Source organism: Qipengyuania nanhaisediminis (assembly GCF_900115585.1).
GTDB classification, from domain to species: domain Bacteria; phylum Pseudomonadota; class Alphaproteobacteria; order Sphingomonadales; family Sphingomonadaceae; genus Qipengyuania; species Qipengyuania nanhaisediminis.
This window is the reverse complement of the sequence record NZ_FOWZ01000004.1, coordinates 130,305-145,341: the sequence shown is the minus strand read 5'-3', so window position 1 is coordinate 145,341 and position 15,037 is coordinate 130,305. Positions and strand designations below refer to the sequence as shown.

Sequence of the window (15,037 nt, the reverse complement as noted above, 5' to 3'; positions counted from 1 at the left end):
CAGGAGAACTGAATTCGTCATGGATCGGATCGTGGCCCGTCGTTCCGGAGTAGGAAAGGGATTGGCGGCGCAGGCAGTCGCGATGAACGTCATGCCTTCGCCAATTCAAGCCATACCTCGCAGAAGCGTTCCACTTCCTCGCGGGTGGTGTTCCAGCCGAAGCTGGCGCGAATGGTGCGGTCCGCCACTTCGGGTTCGATTTGCATGGCCTGCAGCACGTGGCTGGTTTTCATCGTGCCGGACGAACAGGCGCTGCCCTGCGACACCGAAATCCCCGCCATGTCGTAGCGCATGACCTGCGCGCTGCCGCTCATCTTGGGCATGGCGATGGCACGAATGTAAGGCGTCGGGTCGGAAAGACGGTCGGACAGGAACTTGCCGCCGCTCTCGCGGCAGTGGGCAACGATTGCATCGAGCGGATCGAGCACGAAGGGATCGAGATAGGGAGAGTGCGCAGCTTCGAGCGCGGCCGCCATGCCCGCCGCACCGGGCAGGTTCTCTGTCCCGCGTCGGTATCCGCGCTCCTGCCCGCCTGCCGGTTCGAGCATGGCGAAATCCTTCACCAGCAATGCACCTATCCCGATCGGCCCGCCGAACTTGTGCGCGGAGACAATTGCCATGTCGCACGGGGGAAGCGCGAGCTTGCCCGCGCTCTGGGCGCAATCGGCAAGCAGCAGGCCGCTCGCCTGCTGCACGATGCCGGAAATCGCGGCGAGATCCTGACGATTACCCGTTTCGGAATTGATATGCTGGACCGCGACGAGTGGGCGCTCCCGCTGGACCGCTTCCGTCAGGATTTCGAGATCGAGCGCGCCGTCTGGCCGGACCGGCAGGCGCTCCGCATCGGGAGCCGCTTTCAGGATGGCATCGTGCTCGACTGCCGAGACCAGCCGCGCGCCCGCCTTGGCGTGGCCAAGGGCCAGTGCCGCCGCCTCGCTCGCTCCGGAGGTGAAAATCACCTCCCCCTCCCAGCCGAGCGCCTGTTTCACCCGCTCGCGGGCATCTTCCAGCGCGGCGCGGGCCTTGCGGCCCTCGGCGTGCGGGCTGCTGGGATTGGCCCAGAGGTCGAAGCCTTCCTCCATTGCTGCGCGCGCTTCGGGGCGCAGCGGCGTGGTGGCGGCATGATCGAGATAAATTCGTGTCTTGACGGGACGTGCTCAATATAATTGCGATTTCGCAGCGAAACCCTATATAGCGCGCAACCTCGCGCAAGCCATATCCGGCCTGCGCCATCGAAAATTTCCGACAGGGTACACCTCCCATGCCGACCGTGATCTTTCCCGGCCCCGAAGGCCGCCTCGAAGGCCGTTTCTCTCCCGCACCGCGTCCGCGCGCGCCCGTGGCGATGATCCTCCACCCGCACCCGCAGGGCGGCGGCACCATGAACGAGCAGATCACGCAGCGGCTCTACAAGACCTTCGTCAATCGCGGCTTCGCCACGCTGCGCTTCAATTTCCGCGGCGTCGGCCGCAGCCAAGGTAGCTTCGACAACGGCATCGGCGAATTGTCGGATGCGGCGAGCGCGCTCGACTGGGTCCAGCAGGTCCATCCCGATGCGTCGGTCACCTGGGTTGCCGGCGTCAGCTTCGGCTCGCTGATCGGCATGCAGTTGCTCATGCGCCGCCCGGAAATCCGCGGCTGGATCAGCATCGGTGCTCCTGCCAGCATGTATGATTTCTCGTTCCTGGCACCCTGCCCCGCCAGCGGCATCTTCATTCACGGCGCGCAGGACACGGTCGTCCAGCCGGGCGCGGTCACCAAGCTCGTCGAAAAGCTGCGCACGCAAAAGCACATCACCGTGCACCACGAAGAAATCCCGCGTGCGAACCACTTCTTCGAGAACGAGCAGGAAGAGCTGATGAAGTCGGTCGACAATTACCTCGACTTCCGCCTCGATCCGAGCTGCCCGATCAAGTGATCTGGTGACGGGCGCCATTCGTTTGGCGCCCTCGACCACCTGAAAATTCCTTCTTTTTTCAACCGCGCGGGTCCCTTCGCCTTGCGCCCGGATACCACGCGCCTTGCATTCTATGTGTAATGTTGTAACATTGCAGTCTAGAGTCGCAAGGAGAGGAAAGACTATGGCCTATGCAGATACCAGGAGGGCATCGCCGGCCGGCATGGTTGCCGCCATCGGCGTGCAGGCTGCGATCGGTTTCGCCGTCATCACCGGCCTGACCGTCACGGCAGGGATCGTGGAGAAACCTGAAATACTCGACACCTGGGACATCAAGGACGAGCCACCGCCCCCGGCCCCGCCTCCGCCCGAACCGGCCACCGATGCTCTGCCGGAAGTCGCCACCACGCCGCCGATCACGGTGCCGCAGCCCGACCTGTCGCTGTCGGACATCAAGCCGGTCATGCCCACGACCGAGCTGATCCTGCCGCCGCAGCCCATGCCGAAGCCCGGCCCGACCAACCTCGATCCGGTGCCCTCGCCCACACCGAGCGGTTTCGATCCGGTCGGCGCCAAGCCGCGCAACGACCCGGGCCGCTGGCTCAGCGATCGCGACTACAAGTCGAGCTGGGCGCGCCGCGATTTGACCGGCACCGCCACGTTCAAGCTCGATATCTCGGCGACCGGCAATGTTACGGGTTGCCAGGTGACCCGCTCGACCGGACATTCCGAACTCGATGCCGCAACCTGCGTGCTGGTCCAGAAACGCGCGAAGTTCGAGCCCGCCCGCGGTCGCTCGGGCGAGCCGGTGGCGGGAAGCTATACCGGCTCCGTCCTCTGGCAGCTGCCCGACTGAGCCTCCCGATCAGTCAGCGTCAGCGAGAGCCCCGTTCGACCTTGTCGAGCGGGGCTTCTCCGTCTGCGGTGGGCACCGTCCAGATCATCACGTTGACGACGGCGATAATCGCCAGCAGCACCATCAGGCCCGCGTTTTTCAGATTGCCGGTCCGCTTCCACAGCATCCACGCGCCGAAGACCAGCAGGGCCGCAGCAAGGACGGTAAGCGATAGGACGGTGTCGAGCATGGTTTCCTCGTAACTGCGCCGGGTCGGCCGCGATCAGCCAGCGGAACATCGGCGGGTATCTGCCGTTTGGCAATTACACAGTCAGACCGGCTGCGACATAATAAAAAAGGGATTTCACGATGGGTATTTTCAGCAAGATCAAGGATGCGATTTTCGGCAAGGATGCCAAGGCGCAGGAAGCCCCGCCCGCATCCACGCCCGTCAATGCCCCCGCCACCGCTCCCCGCGACCAGACCGTGCCCATCGTCAATGTCGAGAACAGCCTCGATTCCATGCCCGGTGCCGATCGCCTCAACTGGCGGACCAGCATCGTCGACCTGATGAAGCTGATCAACGTCGATTCCAGTTACGAGAACCGCAAGGCGCTCGCACAGGAACTCGGCCGCGAAGATTACAGCGGCACGGCGGATGACAACATCTGGCTGCACCGCCGCACGATGCAGGAATTGTCGGCCAATGGTGGCCGCGTCCCGCCCGAATTTCTCGATTGATTTGACAAGGTGAGCGCGGCGGCCCCAAACCGCCGCGCATGACAACCCAAACCTTTGAAACCACCCGCCGCCAGTTCATCGCAGGACTTGGCGCGACCAGCGCTCTCACCCTTGGCGGATGCGCCGCCATCCCCCGCCCCGAAGGCATTGCGACGGCCCAAGCCATCGGCGCCGAACGACTCCTTGAAGTCGTCGGCTACAACCTCCTCGCCCACGAGCCGGAACGCGCCACTGGACTTGGCGTCGATACCGGCCAGTACGCGCATCTTCGCGGCAAGCTGGAGGACCAGTCGCCTGCGGGCCAGGAGGCTTATGCAGATACGCTGAGGCAGGACCTCGAGCGCGTCCGCGCCTTCCCGCGCGAAGGCCTGGGCAGCGAGAACCTGACCAATCTCGAAGTCGTCGAAAGCGCCTACGAACTCGCGCTAGACGGCTTTGCCCTGCCCTATGGCGACACGCCCGTCGGCAACTGGCGGACCGCGCCCTATGTCGTGATCCAGAACGTGGGCGAATATCTCGCCCTTCCGCGCTTCATGCAGTCGAGCCACAATGTCGAAAACGGCGACGATGCCGACGCCTATATCGAACGCATGGAGCAGATGCCGTCGGTATTCGACGGCGAACTTGCCCGCATCCGTGCGGCGCGCGGCATGGGCGTCGTTCCGCCCGCCTTCCTGCTCGACAAGGCGATCGGCCAGATGGAACAGACCATCGCCAGCGCCGGCAAGGGCGAGCTTTTCGCAGACGATCTGCGCGCCAAGCTCAACGCCAAGGGCATGCCCGAAAGCCACGCCAACCGCGCCCTGACGCTGGAAACCGGTCCGATTGCAGAGGCGCTCCAACGCCAGCTTGCCGAACTGCGCGCCGAACGCGCCGTCGCCAGCGATGCGCCGGGCATTTCCGCCCGCCCCCGCGGCGAGGAATTTTACACCTGGGCCCTGCGTTCGAGCACGACCACGACGCTCACCCCCGACGAGGTGCACAACCAGGGCCTCGAAGAACTCGACGCGCTGCATGCGCGCATGGACCCGATCCTGCGCGATATCGGCTACACCAGCGGTTCGGTGGGCGAACGGATGCAGGAGCTCGGTAACGATCCGCGCTACAAGTTCGCAGAAGGCGATCCGGGCCGCGAAGAGATCATGGAGTTCATCTGGGACCGGGTGAACTGGATCAAGGCCCAGATGCCGCGTGCCTTCAACACGCTGGTCGACCCGAATATGGAAGTGAAGCGCATCCCGCCGGCCGAAGAAGTTGGCGCGCCGGGCGCCTACGGCGGCGCGGGCAGCAAGGACGGCTCCATCCCGGGGCGCTTCTGGATCAATCTGCGAGACACCGATCTGCACCGCAAATACGATCTCGCCGACCTCACCTATCACGAAACGATCCCAGGTCACGTCTGGGAGGGTGAATACTCCAATCGCCTGCCGCTCATCCGCTCGATCCTCGCCTTCAACCCGTTCAGCGAAGGCTGGGCGCTCTATGGCGAACAGCTGGCCGATGAACTGGGCGCATACGACGAATTCACGGTCGGCCGCCTCGGATACCTCCAAAGCCTCGCCTTCCGCGCGTGCCGCATGGTGGTCGACACCGGCCTTCACGCCAAGGGCTGGAGCCGCGAGCGCGCCGTCCAGTTCTTCGTCGAACGCAACGGTAGCAAGCGCGGCGAAGTGGAGAGCGAAGTCGACCGCTATTGCAGCTGGCCGGGGCAGGCGACCGGATACAAGCTCGGCCACAGCCGCATCGTCGACCAGCGTTCGCGCGCAGAGCGTGAACTCGGGAGCCGATACGATTTCAAGGCGTTCAACGATGCAGTGGTCCTTGGCGGCAATGTGCCGATGGATGTGCTGGAGCGGAATGTGGAGCGCTATATCGCGTCCGCCTCCGCCTAGGGCGGAGTTGAACGGAAGGCCTGATGGAACAGATCGGCGAAAATCTGGAGACGATGCCGCGCGTTCCACTGGCCGACGAACACGTCGCTTGCCTGCGCGAACTCGGGACCGAGCGGACTTACGACAAGGGCGCGATGGTGGCCGAAGCGGGCGAGACCATGGACCGTTTCGTCTACGTTCTCGACGGGGAAATCGAGGTCGTCGATCCGTTTTCCGGAGAGCGGCTGATGGACAGCTCGCTTGGGTCCACGCAATTCATGGGGGAGATCGCCTTCCTCAATGCGGGGTCGCACACGCTGCCGATGCGGGCCGCGAAGGACACGCGCACGCTCGAGGTCCCGCGCGAAGACATGCTGGACCTCATGTCGCGCATCCCGGAATTGTCGGACCATGTGCTGCGCGTGTTTTCCGCCCGCAGGCGCAAGCAGTTCGAAGGCAATAACAGCGCGATCAAGCTCATCGGTGCCGACCAGGATGCAGCCGTGCAATCGGTCGAACGTTTTCTCAGCCGCAACCGCGTGCCTTTCCAGAGCCTCGATCTCGACGGTGATGACGACGAGGCGCTCGAGGCGTGCCGCTTGGTCGAACATCGCCCGGCGGTGATCCTTGGCCAGGACCGCGTGATCGACGATCCCAGCCCGCGCAAGATGGCGCAGTATCTCGGGCTCGATCTCGATGTCTGCCGCGAGACGGTTTACGACCTGCTGATCGTCGGCGCAGGGCCGGCCGGGGTTGCTGCGGCAGTCTATGCCGGGAGCGAGGGCTTGAAGGCTCTCGTGGTCGAGGACACCGCCATCGGCGGACAGGCGGGTACCAGCAGCCGGATCGAGAATTACATGGGTTTCCCGACCGGCATCAGCGGCGCCGACCTGGTCTATCGCGGACAGATCCAGGCGATGAAGTTCGGCACGCGCTTTGCGATGCCGCGCAAGACATGCGGGCTGGTCCGGCGCGAAGACGGCACGTTTTGCGCCGATCTCGACGATGGCGACCAGGTCTGCGCGAAGACCGTACTTGTCGCGACCGGCGTGCAGTATCGGCGCCTCCCCCTCGACCGGCTGGCCGAATTCGAGAGCAAGGGCATTTTCTATGCCGCGACCGAGATGGAAGCCCGCTTTTGCAAGAATACCGAAGCGGTCGTCATTGGCGGCGGCAATTCGGCGGGGCAGGCAGCCATGTTCCTCAGCCGCAATGCCCGCCACGTCCATATCGTCGTGCGCGGCGACAGCCTTGCCGAAAGCATGTCGAAATATCTGACCGACAGGCTCGTCGCCGACCCGTCAATCACGATCCATTACCGCACCGAGGCAAGCGCGCTGCACGGCGACGATCACCTCGAAGGCGTCACCCTATCCGGACCCGATGGCGACGAGCACATCGATACCAGGGCGCTGTTCATCATGATTGGCGCCGCGCCCAATACGCAGTGGCTGTCCGACCTCGCGCAAACCGATGAGCGCGGGTTCGTCGTGACAGGCAGCGATGCCGGACGCAGCTATCCTTACGAAACCAGCGCGGACGGTATATTCGCTGTCGGCGATGTGCGCGCCGGGTCCGTCAAACGGGTCGCCAGCGCCGTCGGCGAAGGTTCGGTCGTGGTCAGCCGGATCTGGAACTACATCGACGCCCTGTCGAGGAAACAGCCAGCCGGTTAGGCATCAACGCGCGGCTAGTCGGCAGCCCTGCTGGACGTCGTCGGGTTTGCTATTCATAGTCCGCGATTGAAATCAGACGCCACCCGCCATGAAACCGCCATTGAGAATGTCGGAGAAAATTCGGCAGGGATGTTGCCTTCAAAAGTATATATACTAGTCTCGGTCCCAACTGGAGGGACTGAATGAAGTATTGGGTCGCAATTCTGGCGCTTTTTGCGCTTGCCTCGCCTGCGCGCGCGGATTGGTATGAAGCATCGAGCGAGCATTTCGTCATCTATGCAGATGACAGCGAAAAGGACATTCGCCGGTTCGCCGAAAACCTCGAACGCTATCATTCGGCGATGGCGTATATCCTCAACCAGAAACTGGACGCGCCAAGCCCGTCCAACCGCGTCGTTATCTTCGTGGCGGGCAACCAGCGGGACATTCGCGAACTTGCCGGGACCAAGGACAAGACGCTCGCCGGGTTTTACCTGCCGCGTGCGGGTGCATCGCGCGCCTTCGTCCAGGACATCCGCAACAAGAAGGGCTACCCGAGCTTTTCAACCACGGTCCTGCTGCACGAGTATGCGCACCATTTCCTGATTTCGACCACGCGCTACGAGATGCCGCGCTGGATGAGCGAAGGCGCCGCGGAATTTTTCGCTGCCGCCAGCTTCAATGGCGATGGCACCATCCAGATCGGGCGTCCTGCCCAGCATCGCGGGATGGAACTGGCTTTTGCCGACGGCGTGTCCGTTGAACAACTGCTCGATCACGAGCTCTACGAAAGCAGCCGCAGCGGGCGCTACGATGCGTTCTACGGTCGCAGCTGGGCACTGTACCATATGCTGACGTTCAGCGAGGAACGGCGCGGCCAGCTTGGGCAATACTGGCTCAAGGTGGCCCAGGGTACGCCGTCGATCGAAGCCGGGCGCGAAGTCTTTGGCGATCTGGATGCGCTCGACCGCGAGCTCGACGCCTATCTCGAGCAAAGGCGGATGATGAATTACGTGCTCAAGCCGGAAATGATACCTTTCGGCCCCGTCACGATCCGGCCGCTACCGAAGGGCGAAGCGGAAATGATGGTCGTCCGGATGCGATCGCAGCGCGGGGTCGATGAGGAAACTGCTGGCGAGGTGGTCGAGGATGCGCGCAAGATCGCTGCCAAATACCCTGGCGATGCCGGAGTCCTGACAGCGCTGGCCGAAGCGGAATACGATGCCGGAAACGACGATGCCGCGATCAAGGCTGCCGATGCCGCGATCGCGCTCGATCCGTCGCGCAAGAATGCCTATGTCCAGAAGGGCTATGCGCTGTTCCGCAAGGCGGAAGATGCCGATGACAAAAATGCCGCCTTCGAGGCCGCGATGGCTCCGTTCAGCCAGCTCAACGCGCTGGAAAACGACCATCCGCTGCCGCTGATCTATTTCTACCGCAGCTTCCTCGATCGCGGTGAAATGCCGAGCGAAAGCGCGCGTCATGCTCTCGAATGGGCATATCAGCTCGCGCCCTTCGACAAGGGCCTGGGAATGAACGTCGCCATGATGCAGGCGGCGGAGGGCAAGATTGCCATCGCCAGGGATACGCTCGGCCCGCTATCAGCCGACCCGCATGGCGGCGGCCTTGCCAAGCGCGCCAAGCTCTATCTCAGCCAGCTCGAGAACGCGACCGAGGGTGAATCCTGGCGACCGTCAATTGTCGTGGTCGATATACCGGAAATCGACGCCGACGATGGCGAGGACTGAGGAGCGCCTGAATCGAAAACCCCCGGGTCGCGTTTGATCGCGGCCCGGGGGCTCTCCTCTCCAACTGTTGGAACCGTCAGGCGGCAGCAGGTGCCGCATCGCGCACGCCCTGGTCGACATGGGCTGCGAAGGGTTCGAAATTGTCCACGAACAGCTGCACCAGCTTGGTGGCGGTGCGGTCGTATTCGTCCTTGTCGTCCCAGGTGGAACGCGGGTCGAGGATCTGGCTGTCGACGCCCGGGACCGCGATCGGCACTTCGAAGCCGAAGTTCGGGTCCTTGCGGAATTCCGCTTCGTTGAGGCTGCCGTCGAGCGCGGCATTGAGCAGCGCGCGGGTCGCCTTGATGGGCATGCGGTTGCCGGTGCCGTACTTGCCGCCAGTCCAGCCGGTGTTGACCAGCCAGCACTGCGCGCCGCCTTCGGCGATGCGCTTCTTGAGCAGGTTCCCGTAAACGCTCGGATGACGGGGCATGAAGGGCGCACCGAAGCAGGTCGAGAAGGTTGCTTCGGGTTCGGTCACGCCGATTTCGGTACCGGCGACCTTCGCGGTGTAGCCCGACAGGAAGTGATACATCGCCTGGTCGGGCGTGAGGCGCGCGATAGGAGGCAGGACGCCGAAGGCATCGGCCGTCAGCATGATCACATTGCTGGGCGGCGGGCCCATGTTGTCGTCCGACGTGTTCGGGATCGACGACAGCGGATAGGCGCCGCGGGTGTTTTCGGCGAGTGTGTTGTCGTCGAGATCGATTTCGCCATTATCGTCCATCACCACGTTTTCGAGGACGGTGCCCTCCATGCGAGTGGTGGCGTAGATTTCGGGTTCCGCTTCGGGGTTGAGGCGGATCATCTTGGCGTAGCAGCCGCCTTCGAAATTGAAGACCGCCGTGTCCGACCAGCCATGCTCGTCATCGCCGATCAGCGTGCGGCTGGCGTCGGCCGACAGCGTAGTCTTGCCGGTGCCGGACAGGCCGAAGAACACCGCGCTCTTGCCGTCGGGGCCGATGTTGGCCGAGCAGTGCATCGGCATCACGCCCTTGGGCGGCAGCAGGTAGTTGAGGATGCCGAAGACGCTCTTCTTCATTTCGCCGGCATATTTGGTGCCGCCGATCAGGATCAGCTTTTCTTCGAGGTTCACGGCGATCACGGTCTCGCTGCGGGTTCCGTGGCGGTCCGGATCGGCCTTGAAGCTGGGCAGGTCCACGATGGTGTATTCGGGGACGAAACCTTCGAGTTCGGCTTCGGTCGGGCGCACGAGGAGGGTGCGGATGAACTGGTTGTGCCAGGCGAGCTCGTTGATGACGCGCACGTTGACGCGGTATTCCGGCTGCGAACCGCCGAACAAGTCGGCCACGAACAGCTCTTCCTTGTCGGCCAGCGCCGCCATGAAGTCCTGTTTCAGGGCCGCGAAATGTTCTGGCTTCATCGAGGCGTTGTTGTCCCACCACACCGTGTCTTCGGTTTCGACGTTGCGGACGATGAACTTGTCCTTCGCGCTGCGGCCGGTGTGCTTGCCGGTCTGGACGACCAGCGGGCCATGCTTGGCGCGGCGGCCTTCGCTTCGCTCGAGCGCGGCTGCGGTCAGTTCTTCGGAAGTGAGATTGGGATGGATCGTCGCATCGATCTCGAAGCCCTGCGAGGCAAGCGAGGTGGAAAGCGGAAAGGTCACTGAAATCTCCAGCGCTGGTGAGCGGAATGTGTCCGGGAATCGCTGGCGCATACGAATGCGCCGCCCTTACCGATCCTTTAGTCCCGCCCTGCCGCAACGTCAAACGACCATCGGCCAGGAATGCCCAGAACGTGTGCGGCGTGCGTTGTCTTGCGCAAGGAAAAGCGTTACCCGACACAAACCATGGAAAACCAAGGCGAACAGGCCACCGCCCCGCAGGGCGCCACACCTCAGGCGGACGACCGCACGACCATTGCGCTGGTCGATGACGATCGCAACATCCTGACAACAGTTTCTATCGCGCTGCAGGCAGAAGGTTTTGCCACGCGCGTCTATTCCGACGGGGAAGCCGCGCTGACGGCGCTGCTCGACAATCCGCCGGACCTCGCGATTTTCGACATCAAGATGCCCAAGATGGACGGGATGGAATTGCTGCGCCGCCTGCGCGAAAATTCCGCCCTCCCCGTCATTTTCCTGACCAGCAAGGACGACGAGCAGGACGAGGAAGCCGGCTTCCAGATGGGTGCGGACGATTATATCGCCAAACCCTTCTCGCTCCGCCTGCTGCTGGCGCGCATCCGCGCGATCCTGCGGCGCTCGGACGCACGGCGCCCCCTGCCGCTCGAAGTCGGGGAAAAAGCCGCCGAGATCATCGAGCGTGGCCGCCTGCGCATGGATCCGGCCCGCCACCATGTCACCTGGGACGGCAAGCCGGTGTCGCTGACCGTGACGGAGTTCCTGCTGCTGGAAGCACTCGCGCTGCATCCGGGCGTCATCAAGAGCCGCAACCAGCTGATGGATGCCGCCTATCCCGACGACACCTATGTCGACGATCGTACCGTGGACAGCCATATCAAGCGCATGCGGCGCAAGTTCCGCAGCGTGGACAATGATTTCTCCTCGATCGAAACGCTTTATGGCGCGGGCTACAGCTTCAGCGATGGCTGAGAAGGGCAGCGTCCTCAAGGGCGATCCACGACTTGAGAAACTGCGCTGGTCGCGCCGCCTTTCGCTTACCAGCCGCATCCTGTTCGTGAACGTCCTGCCGCTGGTGCTTCTTGGCGGCGGCGTCCTCTATCTCGACAGCTATCGCAAGCAATTGCTGGACGAGCGGTTCAAGCTGGCGCTGGTCGAAGCGCAGATCACCGCAGAAGCGCTTGCCGGTGCCACGGTCCAGCGCCAGGAAGCCTTGCTGATCCAGATCGGCAAGGAACAGCGCCTGCGCCTCAGGGTCTATGGCCCGGGGGGAGAGCTGGAATCGGACAGCTTCAAGCTGGCACCTCCTAGCTTCGACCTCCCTGAACCGGCCGAGGTCGATCAAAGGGATATCGCGTACCGGATGGACCGGTGGTTCGACCGGATCGTCGGCGCGCCCGCCCTGCCCGACTATGTCGACCCGGAAAGCGACGAAGCGTCGGCCTGGCCCGAACTGGTCCGCGCGCGTGAGGAAAGCCTGACGCAAATCGTCCTGCGCGATGCGCCGGACGGCACCCACGTCATCAATGCCGCCGCTCCCGTCGGCCTGGATGGCGATACCTTGCTGCTAACCCGCAATCCCGTCGACATCACCGAGAGTGTACGCGCCGCCCGCAGTACCGTTGCGGTGATCGTGCTGCTCTTCCTGCTGGTTTCGACCCTGCTGTCGTTCTTCCTCGCACAGACGATCGTGCGTCCCTTGCGCGAGCTCGTGCAGGCTGCGGTGCGTGTCCGCCAGGGCCGTGATCGCGCAGTGGAGGTGCCCCGCCTGCCTGAACGCCGCGACGAGATCGGCATGCTCGCCCGCTCCATCTCGGATATGACCGCCGCGCTCAGGCACCGGATCGACGCGGTGGAAAGTTTCGCGGCCGACGTGGCGCACGAAATCAAGAACCCGCTCGCCAGCCTGCGCAGCGCCACCGAGAGCCTCGCCAAGGTGGACGATCCCGAATTGCGCGCCCAGCTACTCGATATCGCGACGCATGATGTCCGCCGGATCGACAGGCTGGTGACCGAGATTTCCGATGCCAGCCGGATCGACGCGGAACTCTCGCGCGCCGAATTCGAGCGCGTCGATCTCGACATGCTCGTGCGCAATATCGTCACCAGCCGCGAAGAGCGCGGAGAGAACGAGGGCCGCAAGGTCGAAATCCATGCAGGCGGCGGATCCTATGCGGTCATGGGTGTCGCGATGCGCCTCGAAAGGGTGATCGACAATTTGCTCGACAATGCCGTGTCCTTCTCGCCGGAAGATGCGCCGATCACGGTCCACCTTTCCCGCCGCGACGGAATCGTCGACCTCGCGGTCGAGGACTGCGGCCCCGGCATTCCGGAAGAAAAGCGCGAGAAAGTGTTCCACCGCTTCCATTCCGACCGCCCCGATGGCGAGGATTTCGGCAACCACTCCGGCCTCGGCCTCGCGATCGCGCGCACCATCGCAGAGGCGCATGATGGCACGCTCCATGCCGAAATGCGCCCGGGCGGCGTCGAAGGCGCCTGCCTCGTGCTCAGCCTGCCCGCCGTGCGGTGAGCGAACCGCTCTTCAATGTCAGCTGCGTGAGCCTGGGCGGCCGGGGGATCCTGATCAGCGGGCCGCCGGGTAGCGGGAAGACCTCGCTTGCCTTAGCCCTCATTGATCACGGGGCCGAATTGGTCGGCGACGATGGCGTTTCGCTTCACGATGAAGACGGCCTGGTAATTGCCAGTCCGCCTCCGGAAACCGCCGGCAAGATCGAGGTCCGCAATGTCGGTATCGTCGATCTGCCCGCGACCAGCGCCCCGCTCGCCTTGGTGCTGGATTTGACCGAAAACGCCCCCCGCTACCCCCTCGAAGAGAAATCTCGCGATATCCTCGGCATCCCGATCCCGCTCCTCGAATTCCGGCCGGGTGACGCCATTCAGGCCCTGCGCGCGCAATACGCGTTGGATAAACACGGGCTGAGGGTTCCATCCCTTTCCGATGGCGGTGCTAAGAAGGCGCCATGAGCGACGACTCGCAAAAGCAACGCGTCCTGCTGGTCACCGGCCTTTCCGGCGCGGGCAAAAGTACCGCCTTGCAGGTCCTTGAAGACCTGGGGTGGGAAGCGATCGACAACTTTCCGATCCGTCTCCTCTCCGGCCTGGTCGGGACCGAAAGCGACCATCCATCCCCGATCGCCATCGGCTTCGATTCGCGGACCCGCGGCTTCGTGCCGTCCGAAACCATCGAGCAGTGCCGGGCGCTTTCGCAACGCGACGATATCGAGCTGATGACCCTGTTCATCGACTGCTCAACCGCCGAGCTGGAACGCCGTTACAACGAGACTCGCCGGCCCCACCCCATGGCACGCGGCCGCCCGGTAGCCGGCGGCATCGCTGCCGAGCGCGAGCTGCTCGAACCGCTACGTCGCTGGGCCGACAGCGTGATCGACACGACCGGCTTTTCGACCAACCAGTTGCAACAAGTCGTGCGCGAACGCTTCGCCGACAGCGAAACCCGCGACATGACCATCACCGTGTCCAGCTTCGGCTTCGCGCGCGGCATGCCCCCGCTCGCCGACCTCGTTTTCGACATGCGTTTCCTCGATAATCCACACTGGATCGAGGGCCTGCGCGAACAGACCGGGCTGGACGAAGACGTCGCGGCGCATATCTCTTCCGACCCGGCCTTCGGACCGTCTTTTGCGCGTATTTCAGAGACTTTGCGCGAGTTGCTGCCACGCTATGCGGCACAGGGGCGCAGCTACCTCAACATCGCTTTCGGGTGCACCGGCGGGCGCCACCGGTCGGTCTACAGCGCCGAACGCGCAGCCGAGGTCTTGCGCGAGGCAGGATTTTCGCCCACGGTCATTCACCGAAATCTGGGAAGCCGCCCCGCCGATCCGCTCGAGCGCCGCTGATTCCCTCGCCGCATAATGGTCGACAGACAAAGCTAACACCTTCGGAAAGCACAGCACGGCTCACTTCCAATGATCGGAATGATTCTCGTTACCCACGGCAAACTGGCCGAGCATTTTATCGATGCGATGGAACATGTCGTTGGCCGCCAGGAAGGTGTCGCCACCATCTGCATCGGCCCGAACGACGATATGGAACTCAGGCGCAAGGACATCGCCGACGCCATCGAAAAGGTCGATGAAGGGGATGGCGCGATCATCCTGACGGACCTGTTCGGCGGCACGCCGTCCAATCTCGCGATCTCGCTGCTCGATACCGGCCGGATCGAGGTCATCGCCGGGATCAACCTGCCGATGCTGATCCGCCTTGCCGGAGCGCGCAAGTCGATGAACGTTGTCGATGCGGTGAACGCCGCGCAGACGGCGGGCCGCAACTACATCACCGTAGCCAGCGAATTCCTCGGGCAGGAAATCGACAGCGAACGGAAGGCAAGTTGAGCGAGCTTCGCAAGACCCTCACCGTCGTCAACCAGCGCGGCCTGCATGCACGCGCCAGCGCCAAGTTCGTCGGCGCGGTGGCAGAAGTGCCCGAAGGCTGTTCGGTGCGCGTCGCCAAGGGCGGTAACGAGGCGGCAGGCGGCAGCATCCTCGGCCTGATGATGCTTGGCGCGGCCAAGGGTGACACGATCGAACTGATCGTCGCCGGAAGCGAGGCTGAAACCGTCATGGCCGACCTCGCCGCCATGATCGAGGACGGTTTCGGGGAACCCTGA

The 15,037-nt window shown here is 63.6% G+C and carries 15 protein-coding genes; 12 read left to right on the top strand and 3 right to left on the bottom strand.

The window, feature by feature from the left end:
* Positions 1-89 precede the first annotated feature (89 nt).
* Positions 90-1,082: a cysteine desulfurase family protein gene (locus BM173_RS12045; protein WP_245755881.1), complete on the bottom strand. Its 993-nt coding sequence runs from the start codon at positions 1,080-1,082 to the stop codon at positions 90-92.
* 179 nt (positions 1,083-1,261) lie between these two features.
* Here BM173_RS12045 and BM173_RS12040 point away from each other — a divergent pair, with 179 nt between their 5' ends.
* Both BM173_RS12040 and BM173_RS12035 read left to right on the top strand, forming a co-directional pair.
* Positions 1,262-1,918: an alpha/beta hydrolase gene (locus BM173_RS12040; protein ID WP_090482077.1), complete on the top strand. Its 657-nt coding sequence runs from the start codon at positions 1,262-1,264 to the stop codon at positions 1,916-1,918.
* Positions 1,919-2,081: 163 nt separating this feature from the next.
* Positions 2,082-2,753: an energy transducer TonB gene (locus BM173_RS12035; protein ID WP_177201896.1), complete on the top strand. Its 672-nt coding sequence runs from the start codon at positions 2,082-2,084 to the stop codon at positions 2,751-2,753.
* A 19-nt stretch (positions 2,754-2,772) separates the two neighbouring features.
* On the opposite strand, the gene BM173_RS12030 is transcribed toward BM173_RS12035, so the two are convergent.
* The gene (locus tag BM173_RS12030; RefSeq protein ID WP_090482072.1) at positions 2,773-2,982 is read right to left on the bottom strand and encodes a hypothetical protein; all 210 of its coding nucleotides are present in this window, start codon (positions 2,980-2,982) and stop codon (positions 2,773-2,775) included.
* Between the two features lie 119 nt (positions 2,983-3,101).
* Here BM173_RS12030 and BM173_RS12025 point away from each other — a divergent pair, with 119 nt between their 5' ends.
* From BM173_RS12025 to BM173_RS12010, 4 genes are all read left to right on the top strand, one after another.
* Positions 3,102-3,473: a DUF3597 domain-containing protein gene (locus tag BM173_RS12025; RefSeq protein WP_090482070.1), complete on the top strand. Its 372-nt coding sequence runs from the start codon at positions 3,102-3,104 to the stop codon at positions 3,471-3,473.
* A 38-nt stretch (positions 3,474-3,511) separates the two neighbouring features.
* A complete protein-coding gene (locus tag BM173_RS12020; protein WP_090482067.1) occupies positions 3,512-5,365 on the top strand; it encodes a DUF885 domain-containing protein in 1,854 nt (617 codons plus the stop codon).
* 23 nt (positions 5,366-5,388) lie between these two features.
* Positions 5,389-7,020, top strand: a complete 1,632-nt coding sequence (locus BM173_RS12015; RefSeq protein ID WP_090482065.1) for an FAD-dependent oxidoreductase — start codon at positions 5,389-5,391, stop codon at positions 7,018-7,020.
* A gap of 182 nt (positions 7,021-7,202) precedes the next feature.
* A complete protein-coding gene (locus BM173_RS12010; protein ID WP_090482062.1) occupies positions 7,203-8,747 on the top strand; it encodes a DUF1570 domain-containing protein in 1,545 nt (514 codons plus the stop codon).
* 76 nt (positions 8,748-8,823) lie between these two features.
* Here BM173_RS12010 and BM173_RS12005 read toward each other — a convergent pair whose 3' ends face one another.
* Positions 8,824-10,464 carry a phosphoenolpyruvate carboxykinase gene (locus BM173_RS12005; protein ID WP_090482059.1) on the bottom strand — a complete coding sequence of 547 codons (1,641 nt, stop codon included), beginning with the start codon at positions 10,462-10,464 and terminating at the stop codon, positions 8,824-8,826.
* A gap of 132 nt (positions 10,465-10,596) precedes the next feature.
* Between BM173_RS12005 and BM173_RS12000 the strand changes: the two genes are divergently transcribed.
* From BM173_RS12000 to BM173_RS11975, 6 genes are all read left to right on the top strand, one after another.
* Complete coding sequence (locus BM173_RS12000; RefSeq protein WP_090482767.1) at positions 10,597-11,361, top strand: response regulator transcription factor; 765 nt, start codon at positions 10,597-10,599, stop codon at positions 11,359-11,361.
* Positions 11,354-12,919, top strand: coding sequence for an ATP-binding protein (locus BM173_RS11995; RefSeq protein WP_090482056.1), 1,566 nt, complete (start codon positions 11,354-11,356; stop codon positions 12,917-12,919). The genes BM173_RS12000 and BM173_RS11995 overlap by 8 nt, the downstream gene beginning before the upstream one ends.
* Positions 12,920-12,945: 26 nt before the next feature.
* On the top strand, positions 12,946-13,374 hold the full coding sequence (locus BM173_RS11990) for an HPr kinase/phosphorylase (protein ID WP_245755880.1): 429 nt from the start codon (positions 12,946-12,948) through the stop codon (positions 13,372-13,374).
* Complete coding sequence (gene rapZ, locus BM173_RS11985) at positions 13,371-14,267, top strand: RNase adapter RapZ (RefSeq protein ID WP_090482050.1); 897 nt, start codon at positions 13,371-13,373, stop codon at positions 14,265-14,267. Before BM173_RS11990 ends, rapZ begins: the two co-directional genes overlap by 4 nt.
* A 69-nt stretch (positions 14,268-14,336) precedes the next feature.
* Positions 14,337-14,762 carry a PTS sugar transporter subunit IIA gene (locus tag BM173_RS11980; protein WP_090482047.1) on the top strand — a complete coding sequence of 142 codons (426 nt, stop codon included), beginning with the start codon at positions 14,337-14,339 and terminating at the stop codon, positions 14,760-14,762.
* On the top strand, positions 14,759-15,037 hold the full coding sequence (locus tag BM173_RS11975; RefSeq protein ID WP_090482044.1) for an HPr family phosphocarrier protein: 279 nt from the start codon (positions 14,759-14,761) through the stop codon (positions 15,035-15,037). Before BM173_RS11980 ends, BM173_RS11975 begins: the two co-directional genes overlap by 4 nt.

What these genes read in the sequence shown, in the direction of transcription:
- BM173_RS12005 (WP_090482059.1), bottom strand. Translation starts at nt 10,464, where the DNA reads ATGCGCCAGCGATTCCCGGACACATTCCGCTCACCAGCGCTGGAGATT.
- BM173_RS12020 (WP_090482067.1), top strand. Translation starts at nt 3,512, where the DNA reads ATGACAACCCAAACCTTTGAAACCACCCGCCGCCAGTTCATCGCAGGA.
- BM173_RS11980 (WP_090482047.1), top strand. Translation starts at nt 14,337, where the DNA reads ATGATCGGAATGATTCTCGTTACCCACGGCAAACTGGCCGAGCATTTT.
- BM173_RS12015 (WP_090482065.1), top strand. Translation starts at nt 5,389, where the DNA reads ATGGAACAGATCGGCGAAAATCTGGAGACGATGCCGCGCGTTCCACTG.
- BM173_RS12010 (WP_090482062.1), top strand. Translation starts at nt 7,203, where the DNA reads ATGAAGTATTGGGTCGCAATTCTGGCGCTTTTTGCGCTTGCCTCGCCT.
- rapZ (WP_090482050.1), top strand. Translation starts at nt 13,371, where the DNA reads ATGAGCGACGACTCGCAAAAGCAACGCGTCCTGCTGGTCACCGGCCTT.
- BM173_RS12030 (WP_090482072.1), bottom strand. Translation starts at nt 2,982, where the DNA reads ATGCTCGACACCGTCCTATCGCTTACCGTCCTTGCTGCGGCCCTGCTG.
- BM173_RS12035 (WP_177201896.1), top strand. Translation starts at nt 2,082, where the DNA reads ATGGCCTATGCAGATACCAGGAGGGCATCGCCGGCCGGCATGGTTGCC.
- BM173_RS12000 (WP_090482767.1), top strand. Translation starts at nt 10,597, where the DNA reads ATGGAAAACCAAGGCGAACAGGCCACCGCCCCGCAGGGCGCCACACCT.
- BM173_RS12025 (WP_090482070.1), top strand. Translation starts at nt 3,102, where the DNA reads ATGGGTATTTTCAGCAAGATCAAGGATGCGATTTTCGGCAAGGATGCC.
- BM173_RS11995 (WP_090482056.1), top strand. Translation starts at nt 11,354, where the DNA reads ATGGCTGAGAAGGGCAGCGTCCTCAAGGGCGATCCACGACTTGAGAAA.
- BM173_RS12040 (WP_090482077.1), top strand. Translation starts at nt 1,262, where the DNA reads ATGCCGACCGTGATCTTTCCCGGCCCCGAAGGCCGCCTCGAAGGCCGT.
- BM173_RS12045 (WP_245755881.1), bottom strand. Translation starts at nt 1,082, where the DNA reads ATGGAGGAAGGCTTCGACCTCTGGGCCAATCCCAGCAGCCCGCACGCC.